Origin of the sequence: Candidatus Accumulibacter sp. ACC007, from assembly GCF_907163205.1 — a bacterium.
Classification (GTDB): Bacteria; Pseudomonadota; Gammaproteobacteria; order Burkholderiales; family Rhodocyclaceae; genus Accumulibacter; species Accumulibacter regalis.
The window spans coordinates 2183024-2202055 of record NZ_CAJQUD010000001.1; the positions used below are offsets into that span (position 1 = coordinate 2183024).

General features: G+C 64.5%; 15 protein-coding genes. 9 read left to right on the top strand and 6 right to left on the bottom strand.

Translation table 11 applies throughout. The annotated features are described in order from the left end of the window. Window positions 1-12: 12 nt before the first annotated feature. The 6 genes from QZ634_RS09575 to QZ634_RS09600 form a co-directional block, all read right to left on the bottom strand. On the bottom strand, window positions 13-1968 hold the full coding sequence (locus QZ634_RS09575) for an ATP-binding protein (protein WP_237264684.1): 1956 nt from the start codon (window positions 1966-1968) through the stop codon (window positions 13-15). After that, complete coding sequence (locus QZ634_RS09580) at window positions 1965-6041, bottom strand: DNA methyltransferase (protein WP_291987555.1); 4077 nt, start codon at window positions 6039-6041, stop codon at window positions 1965-1967. Before QZ634_RS09580 ends, QZ634_RS09575 begins: the two co-directional genes overlap by 4 nt. Continuing rightward, window positions 6038-9178 carry a DISARM system SNF2-like helicase DrmD gene (gene drmD / locus QZ634_RS09585; RefSeq protein WP_291987557.1) on the bottom strand — a complete coding sequence of 1047 codons (3141 nt, stop codon included), beginning with the start codon at window positions 9176-9178 and terminating at the stop codon, window positions 6038-6040. The genes QZ634_RS09580 and drmD overlap by 4 nt, the downstream gene beginning before the upstream one ends. Before the next feature lie 20 nt (window positions 9179-9198). Then, window positions 9199-9657, bottom strand: coding sequence for a very short patch repair endonuclease (locus QZ634_RS09590; protein ID WP_212181387.1), 459 nt, complete (start codon window positions 9655-9657; stop codon window positions 9199-9201). A gap of 21 nt (window positions 9658-9678) precedes the next feature. Beyond that, window positions 9679-10722, bottom strand: a complete 1044-nt coding sequence (locus tag QZ634_RS09595) for a DNA cytosine methyltransferase (protein WP_212181388.1) — start codon at window positions 10720-10722, stop codon at window positions 9679-9681. Window positions 10723-10788: 66 nt separating this feature from the next. Then, the gene (locus QZ634_RS09600) at window positions 10789-10986 is read right to left on the bottom strand and encodes a helix-turn-helix domain-containing protein (RefSeq protein WP_212181389.1); all 198 of its coding nucleotides are present in this window, start codon (window positions 10984-10986) and stop codon (window positions 10789-10791) included. Between the two features lie 307 nt (window positions 10987-11293). Here QZ634_RS09600 and QZ634_RS09605 point away from each other — a divergent pair, with 307 nt between their 5' ends. From QZ634_RS09605 to QZ634_RS09645, 9 genes are read left to right on the top strand one after another with little or no spacing between them, the layout of a single operon-like run. Further along, window positions 11294-11653: an RAQPRD family integrative conjugative element protein gene (locus QZ634_RS09605; protein WP_274496000.1), complete on the top strand. Its 360-nt coding sequence runs from the start codon at window positions 11294-11296 to the stop codon at window positions 11651-11653. Beyond that, window positions 11650-11889, top strand: a complete 240-nt coding sequence (locus QZ634_RS09610; protein ID WP_291987566.1) for a TIGR03758 family integrating conjugative element protein — start codon at window positions 11650-11652, stop codon at window positions 11887-11889. The genes QZ634_RS09605 and QZ634_RS09610 overlap by 4 nt, the downstream gene beginning before the upstream one ends. A gap of 22 nt (window positions 11890-11911) precedes the next feature. Further along, window positions 11912-12280, top strand: a complete 369-nt coding sequence (locus QZ634_RS09615; protein WP_011805412.1) for a TIGR03745 family integrating conjugative element membrane protein — start codon at window positions 11912-11914, stop codon at window positions 12278-12280. Between the two features lie 12 nt (window positions 12281-12292). After that, window positions 12293-12703 carry a TIGR03750 family conjugal transfer protein gene (locus tag QZ634_RS09620; protein WP_237264677.1) on the top strand — a complete coding sequence of 137 codons (411 nt, stop codon included), beginning with the start codon at window positions 12293-12295 and terminating at the stop codon, window positions 12701-12703. Further along, window positions 12700-13392, top strand: coding sequence for a PFL_4703 family integrating conjugative element protein (locus QZ634_RS09625; protein WP_004254909.1), 693 nt, complete (start codon window positions 12700-12702; stop codon window positions 13390-13392). Before QZ634_RS09620 ends, QZ634_RS09625 begins: the two co-directional genes overlap by 4 nt. Beyond that, window positions 13389-14303 (top strand): TIGR03749 family integrating conjugative element protein, encoded by a 915-nt coding sequence (locus QZ634_RS09630; RefSeq protein ID WP_004254907.1) that lies wholly within the window; start codon window positions 13389-13391, stop codon window positions 14301-14303. Before QZ634_RS09625 ends, QZ634_RS09630 begins: the two co-directional genes overlap by 4 nt. Beyond that, a complete protein-coding gene (locus QZ634_RS09635) occupies window positions 14293-15726 on the top strand; it encodes a TIGR03752 family integrating conjugative element protein (protein WP_291987590.1) in 1434 nt (477 codons plus the stop codon). The genes QZ634_RS09630 and QZ634_RS09635 overlap by 11 nt, the downstream gene beginning before the upstream one ends. Continuing rightward, a complete protein-coding gene (locus QZ634_RS09640) occupies window positions 15707-16141 on the top strand; it encodes a TIGR03751 family conjugal transfer lipoprotein (RefSeq protein WP_004254902.1) in 435 nt (144 codons plus the stop codon). The genes QZ634_RS09635 and QZ634_RS09640 overlap by 20 nt, the downstream gene beginning before the upstream one ends. Next, on the top strand, window positions 16141-19029 hold the full coding sequence (locus QZ634_RS09645) for a conjugative transfer ATPase (protein WP_291987594.1): 2889 nt from the start codon (window positions 16141-16143) through the stop codon (window positions 19027-19029). Before QZ634_RS09640 ends, QZ634_RS09645 begins: the two co-directional genes overlap by 1 nt. Window positions 19030-19032 lie beyond the last annotated feature (3 nt).

Consider the following 19032-nt stretch of genomic DNA (forward strand, 5'->3'; position numbering starts at 1 on the left):
ACCTTGGTCACCTCAAATCCTGTCCACGATCTTTTCGAGCTTGTCGAGTGACTTGCTCTTCTCGATGTATGCCGAATACGCCTCTTGAGCGCCCCGAATCAAGGTGTCGTAATGGACGATGCGGCTGCCCGGTGAGATCGATGTCATCGATGACTTGAGGCGGTCGGGGTTCGATGCCTCTTCGTTGACGGTCTTGCCAAGGACGAAGATCACCTCGATATTGGGGCTGACATCGTTTTGCTCGCGCAGGATCTTTTTCAGCTTGTCGACGTAGGTCTGACCTTGCTCCACCAGTTCGAGCAATCCCATCTTGCGGCCGACCTTCTTGAGCTCGACGATGACGTGCTTGCCCGCATTGGTGCGATAGGCGATGTCGACGCGGCCCAGGCGCTCTTTCTCGGTCATGTCTTCGATCAGCACGCCTTCCGTCGTCAGGCGCGATTCCATGATCGGGCTGCCCGTGGCACGCTCCCATGCCGGGTCCAATAACCAGAGGTGATCGAACAGGTACTTCTGGAGCACCCGTTCCTTTGCGTCCTCATCGATGATGGTCTGGAAATCCCGGATGGCATCCAGACGCGATTTGACGATGTCCCGGTAGAGGGATGCCTCAAGCGAGTCTCTGTCGGCGAGCACGGCCAGCAGCCTGTCGGCACTCTCGATGCTCGTCACAAACTCCTCGGTCGAGCCGCGCAGCTTCATGCGCTCGAATGCCAGGATGCCGTGCCGGTACATGAGCTTCCGATCCTCTTCCTCATCGACCGGCAGCGCACTGAGTTTGGCGATCAGCGTCTCCGCGCTCTTTTTGTATCCCTCGGGGAGCGTATCGAGCCACTCGGCGAGGGCGGGCGATGTTTCCTTCGCTTTCTCGACCTCGTGCTTCTTGCGCCATTCCGTCCAGCGCTTCTCGACTTGCGTAAGACGTGATTTCAGGAAAGCGATCAGCTGCCCATATCGGGGGTCATCCTCCTGCACGCGCTGCCGATCGCTGGTCGCGATGTCTGGTGCGTCGTCGGCGTCTAGGAAATCGGCCTCGATCTGCCCGGTGAGGTACTTCGTGTAGAGCCGCCCGTCGTTCAGTTTGTCGAGGATGTTCTCGTGAAACAGGCGGCCACGGGCGAACACGACGATGCCATTCAGATTGCCGGCATCCTCACTATCGAGTTGCTTGGGGAATCTGGCGGTACCGATCCAGCCGCTGACCCGCCAGCCCATGTCCCAAGCATCGAAGCGGTTCGGAAGCGATTCCTTCTCCAGGAGCTGACCGGCGGGACTCAGGTCGAGTGCGTCGTCACCGAACTGCCAGAGGAACTGCACCATCGGCAGGTCGCCACGATCGGAGGGTGTGATGGGCTGCCCATCGAGATCGATCTTGAACCCGTGGGCCTCCCCGATCACAGAGAAGCGGCGCGCCAGGCGCTTGCGAAGAGCCAGCGCACCACGACCGAGCCGCTGGCGCTTGATATCGCGCAGAACGATTCGTGTTCCCTTGGTTACCGCGATCTGATCGGCGGGCAGGGACTCGGGGCTGTAGAAGGGCTCCCTCTTCTGAACCGATTCGTGGATTCCGTCCACGGTCATACGAAGGCCATGAGCTGAGCCATCTCTGGCTGACTCGACTTCGATGACGTTAGCAATCGAGAACAGCGAGAGTTTTCCCAGCCCTTTGCGGCCCATCACCGGTCGGCCCTTGGCAGTCGTCTTGCCATGCTCGAGATCTTCATCTCGCCGTCGATAACCGACCCGCAGGTACTTGCCGTTCATGTCATCGACCGACATACCGATACCGTCATCGAGGATCTCGATCCGGTTGCCGTCCGAATCGATCTTGATGTCGACGGTCTCGGCGTCGGCATCCCAGGCGTTCGCGACGGCCTCGGTCAGAACGGCGGCGATGTTGCTGTAGAGGTTGATCCCGAGGTGGTCGAGCACGTTCAGGTCGACCGTCATTCTGTATTTGTCGCTCATAGCTCTCCCTCACCGAACAGCCCGTCGAGGGTGGCGGGAGAGGCCGCCTTCGGTCTGCGTCCGCGTTTGGACTTTGTTGTTGTGGACGCGCCGCTGCTGCTACTCGCAGCTGCTTCGAAGCGTTCACGATTGAGTGCGGTCAGCCGTCCAAGGAGGTCGGCGGTGACGTCTTGCGACAGTGACCATAGCCAACGGTCATTGGCGGAGCCTCCATTGATCTCACGGAAATCGTAGGCGATCTCCAGCTCATCCCACCCATAGGCCGCTGTCACCTCGTTATCGATTACGACCAGTAACTGCCGCAGCTCGACGATCGTTGCATCCTCCTCGCCAGGGGTATGGATGGCGTTCATGACGTCGGTCAACCCGCATTCGTGCGCAGCGCCGAATGCAACCGCCAAGTCGTTGAAACGCTTTGCCGCATCGATGCCCGCCCGGGAGACTTCACTGCTCGGAACTGGGTACTTGGCGACCGACTCGCTGATGGAAAGCGATAGCGTCTCGCCCAGATTCCCACCGCTGAATCGTTCGAGCCACGCACGAAAGCCTGTGCTTAGCGAGATGGCATAGAGGTCATCCCGCTCCATTCCGATCAGAAGTACCTTGTTCGTGTAGATCCAATCGGACGGAGCGAGCATGCCAACCGGGTACTTTGTGTTCTTTGAGTAGCCGATGAAATTTCCGCGCTGCCGTATGCGCCGCATCAGGTCGGCGCGGTGGTTCCAGAATTGCCACCAACGATCGATCAAACCTTTGTAACTCTTGAGAGCGGCGACCGTGCGAGTCGGTTGCACTTCTTCGACGATGAAGCGATGGGCGATCGGCCATCGTCTGGCGATCTCGTCCAAACTGCGATCACCGATATCCAGCGCCCATCGACCGATGCGATTGAGCGCCGAGCTCGTGATGTCGTCACCTGTGATGTAAGGACGGAGCATGCTGTCCGGTTCATTCTGGAGTCGCTCAAACCAGGGGCTGTCCGGCGTGATGACGAATGCCAGACCTTTGCTGTTGTTTACACCTTCGAAAGCAAAGAGTGCATCCGGCAGGGTTTGTGGGGCCCAGACATCCGAGGCTTCTGGCTCCAGCCTCGGTCCGATGCGAGCACACTTCCGGCCATCGGCATCGCATTCGGCCGGCCATTCGCCCTTGATGAAACCAACGATGGCAACCACCACGGCTGCCGTGCCGGGCCAAGGCATGCCTTTCTTGGCGAAATAGATCATGCCGTTCTGAACCACTACACCGAGGCCGACATCGATGGCACTACCCTCGGCGATGTTGCTGGTCGCGAGCAGCCCATAACAGCCATCGGTTCGCAGCAGGTCGACGGCGCGACGATGGAAGACCACGCACAAGTCGATCTTGCCCGGAGATGCACCCAAAACCATCTGGCACTGCCATTGCAGCTTGTCACCCATTGCGCTTTTCCAGAGGCGGTTGCCCAGGAACGGCGGGTTGCCGACGAGAGCATCGAATCCGGAGAGCGATCTCGCAAAGACCTCTGGAAATTCCAGTGGCCAATGGAACGGCAAACGTCTTGTCTTTTCAGGAGGGAGATCGGCGCTCAATGCGTTGTGCGCTCGCCGAATCATGGTTTCTATCGCGTCGCGCTTACCATCGACGGCCTGCCCGGCGTGAATCGCGAGCGTGCCGACGGTACTGGACAGGACGTTGGCATTCCCTCCCGAAGAAAGCACTTCGGCGATGAACGCATCGGCGATGCGCTCCGGCACGTCGAGCTTCTGGCGTGCATCGGCATCCAGTCGCGCCATAGCCTCGACGTCACGGATGTCCCGGATGGGCATCTGGCGCAGCGCTTGCCGCAATTCGATCGCCTCGCGCACGGCTTGTTCGATGTTCTGCCCGAACAGGCGTTGCTGACCTTTCCCGGTCGGCGTCATGGTGAGTTCGGTGAGCTGATCCAGCCGATGAATACCGAGCAGGCTGTCGCCACAACGTAGGTTGTGGTCCAGAAAGCCGAACGGCCTCCCCTTGGCCAGCGTCACCAGCCAGATGGAGAGCTTGGCGAGTTCGACCGCCAGCGGATTTAGGTCCACGCCGTAGAGGCAGCGCTCGGCGATGAGGCGGCGGGCGATCACGGTGCGTGCCTCGGTGTCGCGGGGCAGAGGCTCCTTGGTGTGCGGCACATCCAGGACTTCGCCATCCACGCTCACCGGATTTCCACTGCCTTCAGCCAGTGACCAGGCCTCGACCAGGCGATCGGCCAGCCAGCGGCAGGCCTGCACCAGGAAGGCGCCTGAGCCCATGGCAGGGTCGCAGATCTTCAGGTCCAGCAGTTCGGCGGGTGACTTCAACACCCACTGCTCACGCGGGGTACCTTCGGATGGCCCTACGTACGCTATCGGCGTCAACGTCTCGGTGACGATGGTCTCGGTCAGCGATTTCGGGGTGTAGTGGGTGCCAGTCTCGCGACGGTCAGAGCCGGTGGTGACGATGAAGGCCCCGGCGGGGTAGACCAGCGGATAACCCCATGGATCGGTGCGTACCAGGTAGGCAAAAGGCTTGATGCGATTACGGAGGTTGGTGTCCCCATGGCAGGCGGCCAGCAGACGGTCGGCGAGCGTATCGTCGACAGGCTTTACCAGATCGTTGCGCACGCGGCTGGCAGAACTGCCGGAGCGCTCCTGGAGCAGTTCGGCAAGGCGTTCGGCACCGTCGAGGCGGGCGGATTCCAACTCGGCCAACTTGACCCAGGGGGCTTTGGCATTCTTGGTCCCATCCAGTTCCAGCGTGACCTCGGCGGTGCGCTTGACGGTGCGTTCCAGCAGGCCCTCGTAGACGTAACCGATCTGTTCGACGTCCAGCGCACGGTAGGACAATGTCCTGCCCTGAAACTGCTGGATGGCTTCGAGCAACAGCAGCACGGTGCGGTTGTCGATCGGCAGCGGCTTGGCCGGGTCGGTGCGCCAGTCGGAGCCCTTGGCGCGGCCCTCGAGGAAGGGAAAACGATCCGGGTCGAACAGCGAGCCGCCCAGCGCTGGAAGGCGCAGGTTCTCGTGTTCGATGCCACCAAATACGGCACGGAAGATCGCCAGCAGGCGCGACCAGGCGTCCCAGCGGCGTTCGAGAATCTCCTCTGATTCCTTGCGCAACTGCATGCGCAGCGTCGAGAGCGCGTAGTTGGCCTCGTAGCGCTCATCGCCGAGCAACAGCAAGCCGCGCTCCTCGGCGGAGAGCAGGAACACTAGCCGCATCATCACCGTCAGCGCGGCTTCGTAGAGTTCCGGCTCCTTCACGTCGCGCAGCAATTCGCGGTCGCGGTCCTGGTCGGCCTTGTCGAGCGCTTGGATCAGCACTTCGACAGCGCGACGCACCTGCTCGCCGAGGGCGTCGGTGACTTCGTCCTGATATTTCAGCGAGCGGTCGAACAGTGCCGGCAGTTGCTCGGTTTCATCGACGAAGAAGCGACGAATACCCAGCAGGTGCACGAAGGCTTGCAGGGTGATGGGTTCCTGACTCCAGATGCGGGCGTACCAGCTGGCAAAGGTGGTGACGGCACCAACTGGGGCGTCGATCAACATCCAGTGCTCGCCATTGCTCACCAGCCCGAGGCGGCAGCCGGTGGCGCGGCACAACTGAACCATGCGCTCAGCTGGAGTAGCGGCCCATCCGTCCAACTTCTGGGTGGCGTCGAGGTCGACATCCTGCCCATAGGTATGGATGAGCATCAGCGGTTTGTTGCCACGTTGCTCGTCGATGACTGCCAGATCCGGAGACAGCGTCACGCCATGCTCAGGCAGGGTGACATTCAGGTTGGCCGCACACCAGTCGGAGCGCTTCAGGACGTCGCCTTTGCCATCCTCATCGAGTTCCAGCCCGCGCGCCAGCACCTCGTCGATCCAGGCGGCGTGCAATTCGTCCAACTGCGGGTCGTCCGTCTCCAGTGCCTCGCGCCATTCCTCGTAAGCTTGACGCAGCCGCTTGCGCTTGGTTCCGTCGAGTTCTTCCAGACCTTGGGGAAAGGCCTCCTTCAGAACGGGAACGGCGAGGAACGGTCCGGAGATCTCGATCAGTGCCAGCCAGTCGTGGTGCAGGTCGTGATTGCTCATGCCGCGCCCCCATTCATGGCTGAATCGGGAAGCAGGAAGACGACGGCGACTGGGAAGGTGCGGTCATCGAGCTTGGCATAGCGGGTCTCGATGGCCTGATATTCCTGGATGCGCTCGGCCGGGATGCGCGCGAGGCGCGCCTCCAGTGCGGCGGCATCACGCCTGAGCTGGGTACGTTCATCCTCGGTGAAGAGCGACATCTGCTCGGGTTGCTGGTCCCTTTTCAGTTCACTCTGGATCGCCTTCTCCAACTCGTCGAGCACGGTACCGATGTCATCCATCTCTTGTTGCTTGCGGGTCTGCAGAGTATTGGCCAGAAACTTGAGTCGATCCTTCGAGCGGGCGTCGACCGCTTGCAGGATGGCGGGCTGGGCGCGATCGAAGCGCACCCGAATGGCATCGAGCAGCGAATCGCTTGCAGTGACTGGCTGCGCCTCGTCCAGCCACTGCTGGACACGCGTGACACCCTCTTCGCGCCGGAACGACTGATCGCGCAGGTAGCCGCCCGAGATGGTCAGTTCCTCGTGAAGTCGATGGTGGTTGCCGCCGGTGATGACCAGCCGCGAGATGACGACCACGGCCGGGCCGTCGATGCTGCCATCCGGCAATGTGCGCACGGTGATGCGATGCAGCTTTTTCACGTCGTCCTGCGCCCAGACCTCGGCACGCAACAGGCGCAGGCACATCTGCACCAGTCGATGGTTCAGGTGGACCAGCACGACATCGTCTCGTCCCTTCGCCACGGCATGGTCGAAGGTGATGGGACGTATCTGTTGGGTATGGGGGTGGCGCAAGCCTTCCAGGCAGCGCGCCCATGAGCCTGAAAGGGGTGGCATACGGAACACGCTGCCTTGGGGAGCATCTGCGAGGGCGACGGGTTCAAGTGGGGGGCGGCCTGCCAGCGCGAGGCCGGTCTTCACCGCCATTTGGATGTGATCGGGCGTGAGGTGGAAATCCTGCTGGGTGGCGAGAAGCCGTTCGTGGAGTTTGGCGACGCGCTCTTTCAGTTCACGTTCGGCGCGCACAAAGCGCCTGGCTTTGGCGATCTTGGCGTCTGCGAGGCGCGTGTCCAGATCCTTCAGCGAACCTTCGATGAGGCCGGACATCTGGGGCGCGATCACCGGATTGACGCTGCCCATGTCGGCGCGCATCGACTCCAGTTTGCGCAAGGCACGCAGGATGTCTTCGCCGTGGCCACCGACCGATGCATGGCCTTTGTCCCCGCCGTCGACCGGGTGCCAGATCAGCACCTCTTTCTCGCGTTGCCCGTGACGGTCGATACGCCCGTTGCGCTGCTCCATCACGTTGGGGTTGTAGGGGATCTCCAAGTGGATGAGGCAGTTACAGTGGTTCTGCAGGTCGATACCTTCGGAGGCCGCATCGGTGGCGAGCAGGATGCGGACAGGGGAATCCTTGGGGGATGCCTGGAAGGCGGCTTTGATGGGTTCCCGTTCATCCTGAGTGAGTCCGCCGTGGAGCAGGCCGAGACGTTCGCCGCCGAAGCCGTGGCTGGCGAGGATCTCGTGCATCCATTGGTGTGTGGTGCGGTACTCGGTGAACAGGATCACGCGGCGATCGTTCCACTGGCCGCCAGCTTTCAGGTTGGCCGAGAGCCATTCGATGATGGCCCTGGCCTTGGAGTCGGTCTGGTTCTTGGCTCGCTGCGCCCATTGCCTCAGATCGGCCAGCATCCGCTGCTGTTCCGGAGTCAGAGGCTGGGCTCGGCGCGAAGCCTCTTCGACAGCCTCCGATTGGGAGTTCTCGACCTCCTGATCGTTGGCGTAGTCCTCGTCGACCTTCAGGATGGCCTTGCGCAGGATGCGCTCGGCCATCGCGTCCTGCGCTTTGGGTTTGGCGCCATGCGATAGCGAGGCGATGTGTTTTTCGAGCGTAGAAGCGAACGCAGCGGGTGACGAGAACAGGCGCTTCTTGAGCAGTTGATTGACGAAAGAGGTGCCGAACGTGCTGCCGGTCTTCTCCGCGTCTTTCTCGCGAGAGGTGCAGTAATCGTTGAGCTTCTGGTGGATCTCCCGTTCTTCATCCGTATACGGAACCGCCAGCGCCTGTAGCTTGCGTTGGGCATACAGCGGCTTGCCGTCGGCGTCGAGCAGATCGCTCTTCAGGCGCCGGATCATCACCTGGCTCAACTGCTTTTCGTCGGGAAGGATGTTACGGGCGAAGCGCTGATCGTCTAGCAGCTCCAGCAGCGAGGTGAATGACTCGGTGTAGCCGTTGTGCGGTGTCGCCGTCAGGAACAGCCGATGCTGAAAGTGCGGGCTGATTGCACGAACAAAACGCGTGCGTTGGCTCTCCAGCGCGTAATGCGCGCCGGCGGCTGGGGCGATGTTGTGCGCTTCGTCGACGACCAGGAGATCGAACTTGCGCGGATGACCTGCATGGGGCGGAAGAACGTCGCGCATCGCGCGCAAACCCTCGCCACTCTTGACCCAGTCCATCGAGGCGATGAGTCGTGGGTGGGATGTCCACGGGTTGGCATGGATGCCACGTTCGCGCCGCAGTTGTTTGATATAGGCGGTGTCGACCACGCGGAACTCGAGGCCGAACTTCTCAAGCATCTCGACGCGCCATTTCTCCTGGAGCGAAGCGGGGCAGATGATCAAGACGGTACGGGCGCGGTGCCGGAGCAGCATCTCCTGGATGACCAGTCCGGCCTCGATGGTCTTGCCCAAGCCGACGTCGTCGGCGATGAGCAGGTTGACGCGCGCCATGTCGATGGCGCGCACCAAAGGATCGAGCTGAAAGTCCTCGATGCTGACGCCGCTACGGAACGGCGCCTGCAGAAATCCCCTGTCGGCATTGGTGGCAGCACCCCAACGGACGGCATCGAGGAAAGCTTCGAGCGTGTCCGAGTCGTCCTGACCGGTAATGGATGGCAAGCCTGCGCGCTCAATGACTTGTGCGCCGGGTTCGATCTCCCAGATGACTTCCAGTTCTTCGCCGAGGCCATCCTCGTCGATGGAAGAAAGCGTCACGCAGTTCTGCGACGCCGAAGCCGATTCCAATTTCGAGGAGGCGACATCCGCCACGACCCACTGGCGCCGGCGAACCTCGACCAGCTGGCCGGGCTCCGGACGGGTACGGTAGGTGTGGTGCTTCTGATCGTTCGAGATTTCCATGCGGTCTGCCATCTTCCTGTTCAGTTCTTCTTGTGCGCGCCAGCAGGCGATGTGCAGTGCTTCGCTCTCGCCATGGCGACCGCCTGTGCGACGGTTTCCGTGGCTTCGATCGGGGACTCGTGTTCCCAGAATCGCAGTACCGTCCAACCGACTTCGAGAAGCCTCGAATTCGTGTCGGCGTCCCTGAGGCGATTCGCCTCGATCTTCTGCCGCCAGAACTCGGCGTTCTGCTTCGGCCAGGTGGCATGCTCGGGGCACCCGTGCCAGAAGCACCCGTCGACGAAGACGGCGATCCTCAAACCCGGAAATGCCACATCTGCCACGCGGCGAGGTTTCTTCATGACCTCGTAGTCGATCCGGTAACGCAGGCCCCTTCGGTAAAGCTCTCTTCGCAATGCGATCTCGGCATCGGTTCCCTTCTGCCGAACCTTCGCCATGCGGCGACTGGTCTCGGGGGACGAGGGCTGAATGCGCGGCATCGGAAGGCCCTCATCAGCTCGTCATCGGGCCGCGACCGACGCGATATGCGTGTTGATGCTGCGCGCGATGGCACGACCGAGATCGACGGGAACCGCATTACCGATGAGTCGCCCCAGTGCCTTGAAGCTCACTTCGCCGTCATTCGGCACGAAGGCGTAGTCGCGCGGAAAGCTCTGGAGGATCGCGGCCTCCCTCAATGAGATGGCTCGATCTTGCTCCGGGTGCCCGAAACGCCCATTGCCGAAGCCGTAGCACTGCGTGGTCATGGTCGGGGCTGGCTTATCCCACTCCATGCGGCCGTAGACGCCCGGGTAGGTGCGTCCGCTCTCGGCGCGGTGACAGTCGGCGACCAGATCATCCGGCCAATCGCGCCAGGTGCCACCGGGTTTCGATACCTTGATCCGTTTGAGATTCTTTTCCGATAGCGTCGAAGTGACGTGCAATTTGTCCCTCGGAGCCGCTTCACCAGCACTCAATGGGCGCAAGCGGCCAATGGCTTGACGAACCGTCTTCGGTTTTTCGTGGGTCGGTTCGATCATCGTGATGTCACCATGTTTTGATGCCAGCAGCACCATGCGTCGCCGCATCTGCGGCACGCCATAGCGGGAGCTGTCCACGACATCAAACCAAACGTTGTAGCCGAGCCGTTTCAGCGTATCGACAAAGTCATGAAACACTTCGTGCTTCGCGACGGTAGGGACGTTTTCCATCGTGATGACATCGGGCTTGGCGCCTTTGGCGAGACGCGCGAACTCATACAGCAAGCCCCACTTGCCATCCTTTCCGTCGAGTTCGTAGCGCTGTGCGTAGGTCGAGAAAGGTTGGCACGGTGCGCAGCCCGCGAGAATCGTCAAGTCGGCGTCGCCGAACAGCGCTTTCAGTTCAGACGCGGTGACCTTGCTGATGTCACGTTCGACGAATCGGGCCTGGTTGTTGGCTTCATAGGGAAAGCGGCAGGCCGGGTCCAGATCGATACCGGCAACCACGGGCAGCCCCTCCAGCACGAAGCCGTGCGTCAGCCCGCCCGCTCCGCAGAACAAATCCACACAAGAAATCGTTGTCACATCAAATCTCCTGCTTCCACTTCGATACTTGAACGAAGTAGGCGAAACCCATGGCAAACCAGTACCTCATTCCTTGCCCTTGCTCTCGGCATCCGCCGCCCCTCCAGAACGGACCCATTCATCCACTTCTTCGGTCTTGAATTTCCACAGCCGGCCGATACGGTGAGCCGGCATGTTCCGCTTGCTGATCCATGCATAGACGGTGTCCTTGCTGACGCCGAGATACTCTGCGATCTCCTCGACCGACAACCAGCGATCTGACATGACATGAGCTTCCATCACAGGGTGGGGCGGAGTACGGGCAATGTTGAGATATTACATTAGCCGGCCCACTTGAACAGCCAAATTAGCCCGATTGGACCTGGTTTGAGCGGATTTCATCGGACTTGACGGCCTCATATCTCACCCGGGCTCAGCATGTAGACGCAGCCAGTCATGACGTGAAGCTTCGGGCCTGACATATGGAGGTGAGACCGGGAATCCGGTACGGCACCGGTTCCGATTCTTTGCAGCATGGACATCCGCTCTTCCACACCATCACGCCATTGCCTTAGCTGGAAGGAATGGCACGATGGGACAGACCAACCGCCGCGCATCCGCATGGCCTTCGCTGGTCGTGCTGCTGGCCGTGTCGCTCTCGGCCCTGCAGCCCGCCATTGCCGACGACGCTCCTGAGCGTGAGCAGCTCGCTGCGCTCGCCCGCCAACTCGACCTGATCGACCGCATCGCCGAGCACGCCGCCAGTACCGCTCCCCAGGAACGCGCCCGCTACCACTTCGACTACGCCCGGCTGCGCGCAGACTTGAAGCGCGTTCGCGCCGGCCTGCAGGACTACCTCGTGCCCCAGCGCGCCCAGCCGCGCGATCCCGTCCCGTTGGCCGGCGATTACGTCCGCCACGACCGCGCCGACGACGAGGAGCCGTCGCCATGACGCCCTCTGCCGATCAGGTCGCCGCCTTCCAGGCCAACGGCGGCTTTGCGCCTTCGGCCGTCGCTGCCGTGGTGCTGGGCGTCGTGTTCGCCGTGTTGCTGCTGTGGGGCGTGTGGGCCATGCGCACCGCCTACGTCGGCTGGGCCGAGCACCGCATCACCGAACGTCAGTTCCTCGCCGTCGTCGTGCGCTTCGTGGCGATGTACCTGGTGCTGACGTTCTTCCTCCTCTCCTGACCGTCACGAAGGGCCATACGCCATGAACACGCCAACGACATCCCATCGCATTCCGTCCCGCATCGTCGCACCGCTGCTGCCGCTGGCGCTCGCGGGCCTGCCGCTGTCGGCCTTCGCGCAGGGCCTGCCGACCATGGAGGACCCTTCGCGCGGCCAGGGCAGCGGCATCCTGCAGACCTTGCAGAACTACGGCTACGACATCGTGCTGCTGATCGCGCTGCTCGTGGTCGCCTCGATGTTCGTCGGTGTCTGCTATCACGCCTACACCCGCTACTCGGAGATCCACACCGGCCGCGCCACCTGGGGCCAGTTCGGCCTGACGGTCGCCGTGGGCGCGATCCTGCTGGTGGTCGGCATCTGGCTGCTCACCAAGGCCACCGGCGTGCTGTGAGGGCGGCAAGCGATGGCCGTCCCTTCGGAGACCCCGCGCGACACCCTGGTGACCTTCCTGCCGCACCGGCTGAACCGCCAGCCGGTGGTCGTGCGCGGGCTGACCGCCGACGAGTTGTGGATCTGCGCCGGCCTGTCGGCCGCAGCCGGATTCGTGCTCGGCCTGCCGCTGGCCTGGCTCACGCACAGCATCGCCATGGTGCCCACGCTGATCGTCGCCGGCATCGCGCTGGGCGTCTTCGTCGGCGGCGGTTTCCTGCGCGCACAGAAGCGCGGCCGGCCCGACACCTGGCTGTACCGGCAGCTCCAGTGGCGGCTGGCCCTGCGGCACCCGGCGCTGGCGGCACTCCTGGGCGGGCAGCGCCTCATCACCCGCTCGGGCTTTTGGACTACCCGGCGCAATGCCGATCGAGGTGCGCCATGAGCCGTTTCAAGAACGAGGTTGCGCACTTGCAGGCGCACGTGAAGACGCTGCGTCTGGGGGCCGGCGCGTTGTTCGTGGTGGCGCTGCTGCTCGGCTTCGGTTGGTGGAGTGCGCCGAAGAGTCTGACCATCCATGTGCCGCCGGACTTGCGCTCGGGCAGCACGCGCAAGTGGTGGGACGTGCCGCCCGAGAGCGTGTATGCCTTCTCGTTCTACATCTGGCAGCAGGTGCAGCGCTGGCCCACGAACGGCGAAGAAGACTACCCGCGCAACCTGCGCGCGCTGTCGGCCTACTTCACGCCGAGCTGCCGGGCCTTCCTGCAACAGGACTACGAGTACCGGCGCGCCAGTGGCGAGCTGCGTCAGCGCGTGCGCGGCATCTACGAGATTCCCGGCCGCGGCTACGGCGATGATCCGGCCACGCGCGTCAAGGTGCTCTCCGACCGCGATTGGATCGTCACGCTCGACGTGAGCGCGGACGAATACTACGGCTCCGAGCAGGTCAAGCGCGCCCTGGTGCGCTACCCCATCAAGGTTGTCCGGCTGGACATCGACCCCGAGCACAACCCCTTCGGCCTGGCGCTGGACTGCTACGCCAGCGCACCCCAGCGCATCGAACCGTCGCCGACGCCGACCGAGGCCGGCGTGCCCGCCAATGCCTCCGGCCATCTGCAGGGAGACTCCCCATGAAGCCCGTTAACTGGTCGGCCCTGGCCGGCGTCCTGCTGATCCTCGGTTTCGTGCCGGCCAGCCAGGCCGTGGAAATCCTGCGCTGGGAGCGGCTGCCCCTGCCGGTGCCGCTGGTGGTCGGCCACGAGCGCGTGGTCTTCATCGACCGCAATGTGCGCGTCGGCGTGCCGGCCAGCGTCGGCGACCACCTGCGCGTGCAGAGTGCGGGTGGCGCGATCTACCTGCGGGCGAGCGAGCCGATTCCGTCCACGCGGCTGCAACTGCAGGACGTGGAATCCGGCGCGCTGATCCTGCTCGACATCGCCGCCGAGCCGGCGAAGGACGGCCAGGCGCCGCTGGAGCCGGTGCGCATCGTGGAGGCGGAAGCCCCCGCGAAGCGCTACGGCGGCGGTGCAGCAAGTGGCGCGGACGAGCAGGCCGATGCGCCCGCAGACAAATCCGTTCCCCGGCGCGAAACGCCGGTATCGGTCGTGCTGACGCGCCATGCCGCGCAGAACCTGTACGCGCCGCTGCGCACCGTCGAGCCGGTCGCCGGCATCGGGCGCGTAAACCTGCGCCGCGACCTCGCGCTGGACACCTTGCTGCCGACGCTGCCGGTGCACGCGCGGGCATTGGCCGCGTGGCGCCTGGAAGACCAGTGGGTGACGGCCGTGCGCCTCACCAACACCTCGGCGCGTTGGCTCGACCTCGACCCGCGCGCCCTGCAGGGGAACTTCGTGGCGGCGACCTTCCAGCATCCGAACCTGGGGCCGGCCGGCACCCCGTCCGACACCACGGTGCTCTACCTGGTCACGCGCGGCCACGGCCTGGCCGAGTCGCTGCTGCCGGCGCTGAGCCCGATCGATGCCACCGCGAACCTGCCGCCGGCCGCCGCGGCCGGCTCGACCGGAGGAGCGCGCGATGAAAAGTAATCCGCTGCTCAAGTGGCTGCTGATCCCGATGGCGCTGCTGCTGGTGTTCGTCGGCGTCAAACTGTTCTCCGGCGCCCCCGGCGGCCAGCCCGCCCCCAAGGGCACGGCCAGTACGCTCACGCCCGAGGAGATGAAAGCCCTGGGCATCGCAGGCGACACGCCGCGCGATACCGTCGCCACGCTGGTGGCCCAGGTGAAGCAGTTGCGCACCGAGCTGCAGAGCGCGCTCGGCGACAACAAGCAGCACAAGGCCGAGAACGAGCGCCTGCGTGCCCGGGAAAGCGCGATCGACCAGCGCATCCAGAGCGCGCTGGAAGGCGAGCGCAACCGCCTGGAGCAGGAGCGCACCCAGGTGGCCAGCGACAGGCAGCAGACCCAGGGGCTGCTGCAGGATCTGCAGCGGCAACTGGACGGCCTTGCCGGCAAGGGTGGCCCGTCCGACCTGCCCGTCGGGCTGGGGCTGGAAGAGGGTGACGGCAAGCGCTTCAACCGCGGCGTCGGTGGTACGCAGTGGGTCGAGCCCGACGATGCCAAGGTCGACGCCAAGAACGGCAGCAAGGAGCCGAGCTTTCCCCTGAGCTTCGGGCCGGCCCAGAAAAGCCTGTCGGCCGCAGCGGAATCCGTCGCCGACGTCGGCAGCCGCGCGGTGGGTGCCTCCACGAAGGCGGTCTACACCGTGCCGTCGAACTCGACGCTCATGGGGTCGATTGCCATGACGGCGCTGATCGGGCGCGTGCCGATCGATGGAACGGTCAACGACCCGTACCCGTTCAAGGTGCTGATCGGCCCGGATAACCTCACGGCCAACGGCATCGACATCCCCGACGTGGCCGGCGCCGTGGTCAGCGGCACGGCCTCGGGCGACTGGACGCTCTCGTGCGTGCGCGGGCAAATCCGCTCGGTCACGTTCGTGTTCCAGGACGGCACCATCCGCACGGTGCCGGAGGACAGCGGCAAGGGCGGCAGCAGCGGCGGCAACTCGGGTCACAACGGCGCCAGCATCCAAGGCGGCCTGGGCTGGATCAGCGACCCCTACGGCATTCCCTGCGTCAGCGGCGAGCGGCGCAGCAACGCCCAGCAGTACCTGGGCAGCCAGGCACTCATCACCGCGGCCGGCGCCGGCGCGGCCTCGCTCATCAAGTCCGACAACGGCAGCGTGGCCGTGGTCGCCAACAGCAACGGCTCGCTGGGCACCGTCGGCATCAGCGGCAACGAAGCGATGGGCCGCATCCTCGCGGGCGGCGTGCGCGACATGGCCGATTGGGTCAACAAGCTCTACGGCCAGGCCTTCGCGGCGGTCTACGTGCAGCCTGGCGCCAGGGTGGCCGTGCATCTGGAGCAGCCGCTCGACATCGACTACGACGCCAAGGGGCGTCGGGTCCACCACCGCACCGGAGAAGCCCATGCCTCGGATCTGGATTGACGCGGCCGCCGTGCTGCTGGCGGCCACCCTGCTCGGCGGCTGCGCTACCAGCAAGGAGAAGCTGCTGCCGCACGGCGACAGCACCATGCTCGACATCTGGCATCGGGAGACCGGCGGCAGCGCGGGCGGCGGCCAGGCCGCGCGGCAACTGCTCGATGCGCGCCAGGGCCTGCGCCGGCCGCTGGTCGAGGCCGATGTGCAGGCGGCGCCCGGCGTGCAGGCGCGCTACACCCGTACCGCGCAGAACGAGATCTACCGCCAGTTCCACCGCCTGCCGAACCCCGACCTGGTGATGTACGTGTTCCCGCACCTGGCGGGCACCGACCCGGTGCCGGTGCCCGGCTACAGCACGGTGTTCCCGCTCTACCAGCGCGTGCAGTACGCGATGCCGGGCGAGCGCGTGGAGGACTACTGATGGCCTGGTCGCTGTCGTGGTCACGCAAGGGCGACGCATCGCCTGCTGACGCCGTGGATGCGACCGATGATGCCTGGGCACGGCACGTGGCGGCCTTGGTGGCACAGGGTGTCGCCGAGCCGGGCAGCGCGCTCGGCCGGGGCCGGCGCAGGCCGGCCACCCAGGCCGACCACGATGCGCTCTATGGCGTCGCGCCGTCGTTCGCGGACTTGCTGCCCTGGGTCGAGTACCTGCCCGGCAGCAAGTGCATGTTGCTGGAAGATGGCCAGTCGGTGGCGGCCTTCTTCGAGCTGGCGCCGGTCGGCACCGAGGGCCGCGAGATGGCCTGGCTATGGCAGGCGCGCGATGCGCTGGAGAACGCCCTGCAGGACTCCTTCGACGAGTTGGACGACAACCCCTGGGTGGTGCAGCTCTACGCCCAGGACGAGGCCGACTGGGACAACTATCTGCGCTCCCTGGCGAACTATCTGCAGCCGCGTGCGCAGGGCAGTGCGTTCAGCGACTTCTACCTGCGTTTCTTCGCCCATCACCTGCGGGCCATCGCCAAGCCGGGTGGCCTGTTCGAGGATACTGCCGTGACGCGCCTGCCTTGGCGCGGCCAGGTCCGGCGCGTGCGCATGGTCGTCTACCGCAGCACGTCCGCGGCCCCGGCCTCGCGGCGCGGCCAGTCGCCCGAGCAGGCGCTGACGACGATCTGCGACCGCCTCGTCGGCGGGCTGGCGAATGCCGGCGTGAAAGCCCGGCGTCTCGGCGCGGCGGACATCCACGCCTGGCTGCTGCGCTGGTTCAACCCGAATCCGACTTTGCTCGGCGCCACTGCCGAAGATCGGGAACGCTTCTACGCGCTGACCCGCTACCCGGGAGAGCGGGAGGAGGGCGAGATCGAACTCGCCAGCGGCACCGACTTCGCGCAGCGCCTGTTCTTCGGCGAGCCCCGTTCGGACGTGCCCAACGGCCTGTGGTTCTTCGACGGCATGCCGCATCGGGTGATCGTGATGGATCGCCTGCGCACGCCACCCGTGACGGGCCATCTGACGGGCGAGACGCGCAAAGGCGGCGATGCCATGAACGCGCTGTTCGACCAGATGCCCGAGGACACGGTGATGTGCCTGACGCTGGTCGCCACGCCCCAGGACGTGCTGGAGGCGCACCTCAACCACCTCGCCAGGAAGGCCGTCGGTGAGACCCTGGCCTCGGAGCAGGCCCGCCAGGACGTGCAGCAGGCGCGCGGCCTGATCGGCAGCGCGCACAAGCTCTACCGTGGCGCGCTGGCGTTCTACCTGCGCGGCCGCGACCTGGCCCAGCTCGATGCGCGCGGCCTGCAGCTCGTCAACGTGATGCTCAACGCCGGCCTGCAACCGGTACGCGAAGAGGACGAGGTGGCGCCGCTGAACAGCTATCTACGCTGGCTGCCGTGCGTGTTCGATCCGGCGGCCGACAAGCGCCAGTGGTACACCCAGCTCATGTTCGCGCAACATGCGGCGAACCTGGCGCCGGTCTGGGGCCGCAGTCAGGGCACGGGGCATCCGGGCATCACGTTCTTCAACCGCGGCGGCGGCCCGATCACCTTCGATCCGTTGAACCGCCTCGACCGGCAGATGAACGCGCATCTATTCCTGTTCGGCCCCACGGGTTCGGGCAAGAGCGCGACGCTCAACAACATCCTGAACCAGGTGACGGCGATCTACCGGCCGCGCCTGTTCATCGTCGAGGCGGGCAACAGCTTCGGCCTGTTCGGCGACTTCGCGGCACGGCTGGGCCTCACCGTGCATCGGGTGAAGCTCGCGCCGGGCGCGGGCGTCAGTCTGGCTCCGTTCGCCGACGCCTGGCGCCTGGTCGATACGCCGAGCCAGGTACAGACGCTGGACGCCGATGCGCTCGACGAAGACCAGACCGATGCCGGCATGGCCGTGGAAGGCGACGAGCAGCGCGACGTGCTCGGCGAGCTGGAGATCACTGCACGGCTGATGATTACCGGCGGCGAGGACAAGGAAGAAGCGCGCATGACGCGCGCCGACCGCAGCCTGATCCGCCAGTGCATTCTCGATGCGGCCCAGCATTGCGTGGCGGACAGACGCACGGTGCTCACGCGCGATGTGCGCGACGCGCTGCGCGAGCGCGCCCGCGACGCCACGCTGCCGGAGATGCGGCGCGCACGGCTGCTGGAGATGGCCGACGCCATGGATATGTTCTGCCAGGACGTGGACGGCGAGATGTTCGACCGGTCCGGCACGCCGTGGCCCGAGGCGGACATCACCATCGTGGACCTGGCCACCTTCGCGCGCGAGGGCTACAACGCCCAACTCTCGATTGCCTACATCTCGCTCATCAACACCGTCAACAACATCGCCGAGCGCGACCAGTTCCTGGGCCGTCCGATCATCAACGTGACGGACGAAGGCCACATCATCACGAAGAACCCGCTGCTCGCGCCCTACGTGGTCAAGATCACCAAGATGTGGCGCAAGCTCGGCGCCTGGTTCTGGCTCGCCACGCAGAACCTCGACGACTTGCCGAAGGCGGCCGAGCCCATGCTCAACATGATCGAGTGGTGGATCTGCCTGTCGATGCCACCCGATGAAGTGGAGAAGATCGCGCGCTTCCGCGAACTCAACGCTTCGCAGAAGGCGCTGATGCTCTCGGCGCGCAAGGAGGCCGGCAAGTTCAGCGAGGGCGTCATCCTGTCCAAGTCGATGGAGGTGCTGTTCCGCGCCGTGCCGCCCAGCCTCTACCTGGCGATGGCGATGACCGAGCCCGAGGAGAAGGCCGAACGCTTCCAGTTGATGCAGCAGCACGGCATCAGCGAACTGGATGCCGCCTTCCGCGTGGCCGAGAAGATCGACCGCGCGCGGGGCATCGAACCTCTGACGCTGGACACGCTGGCCTGACGG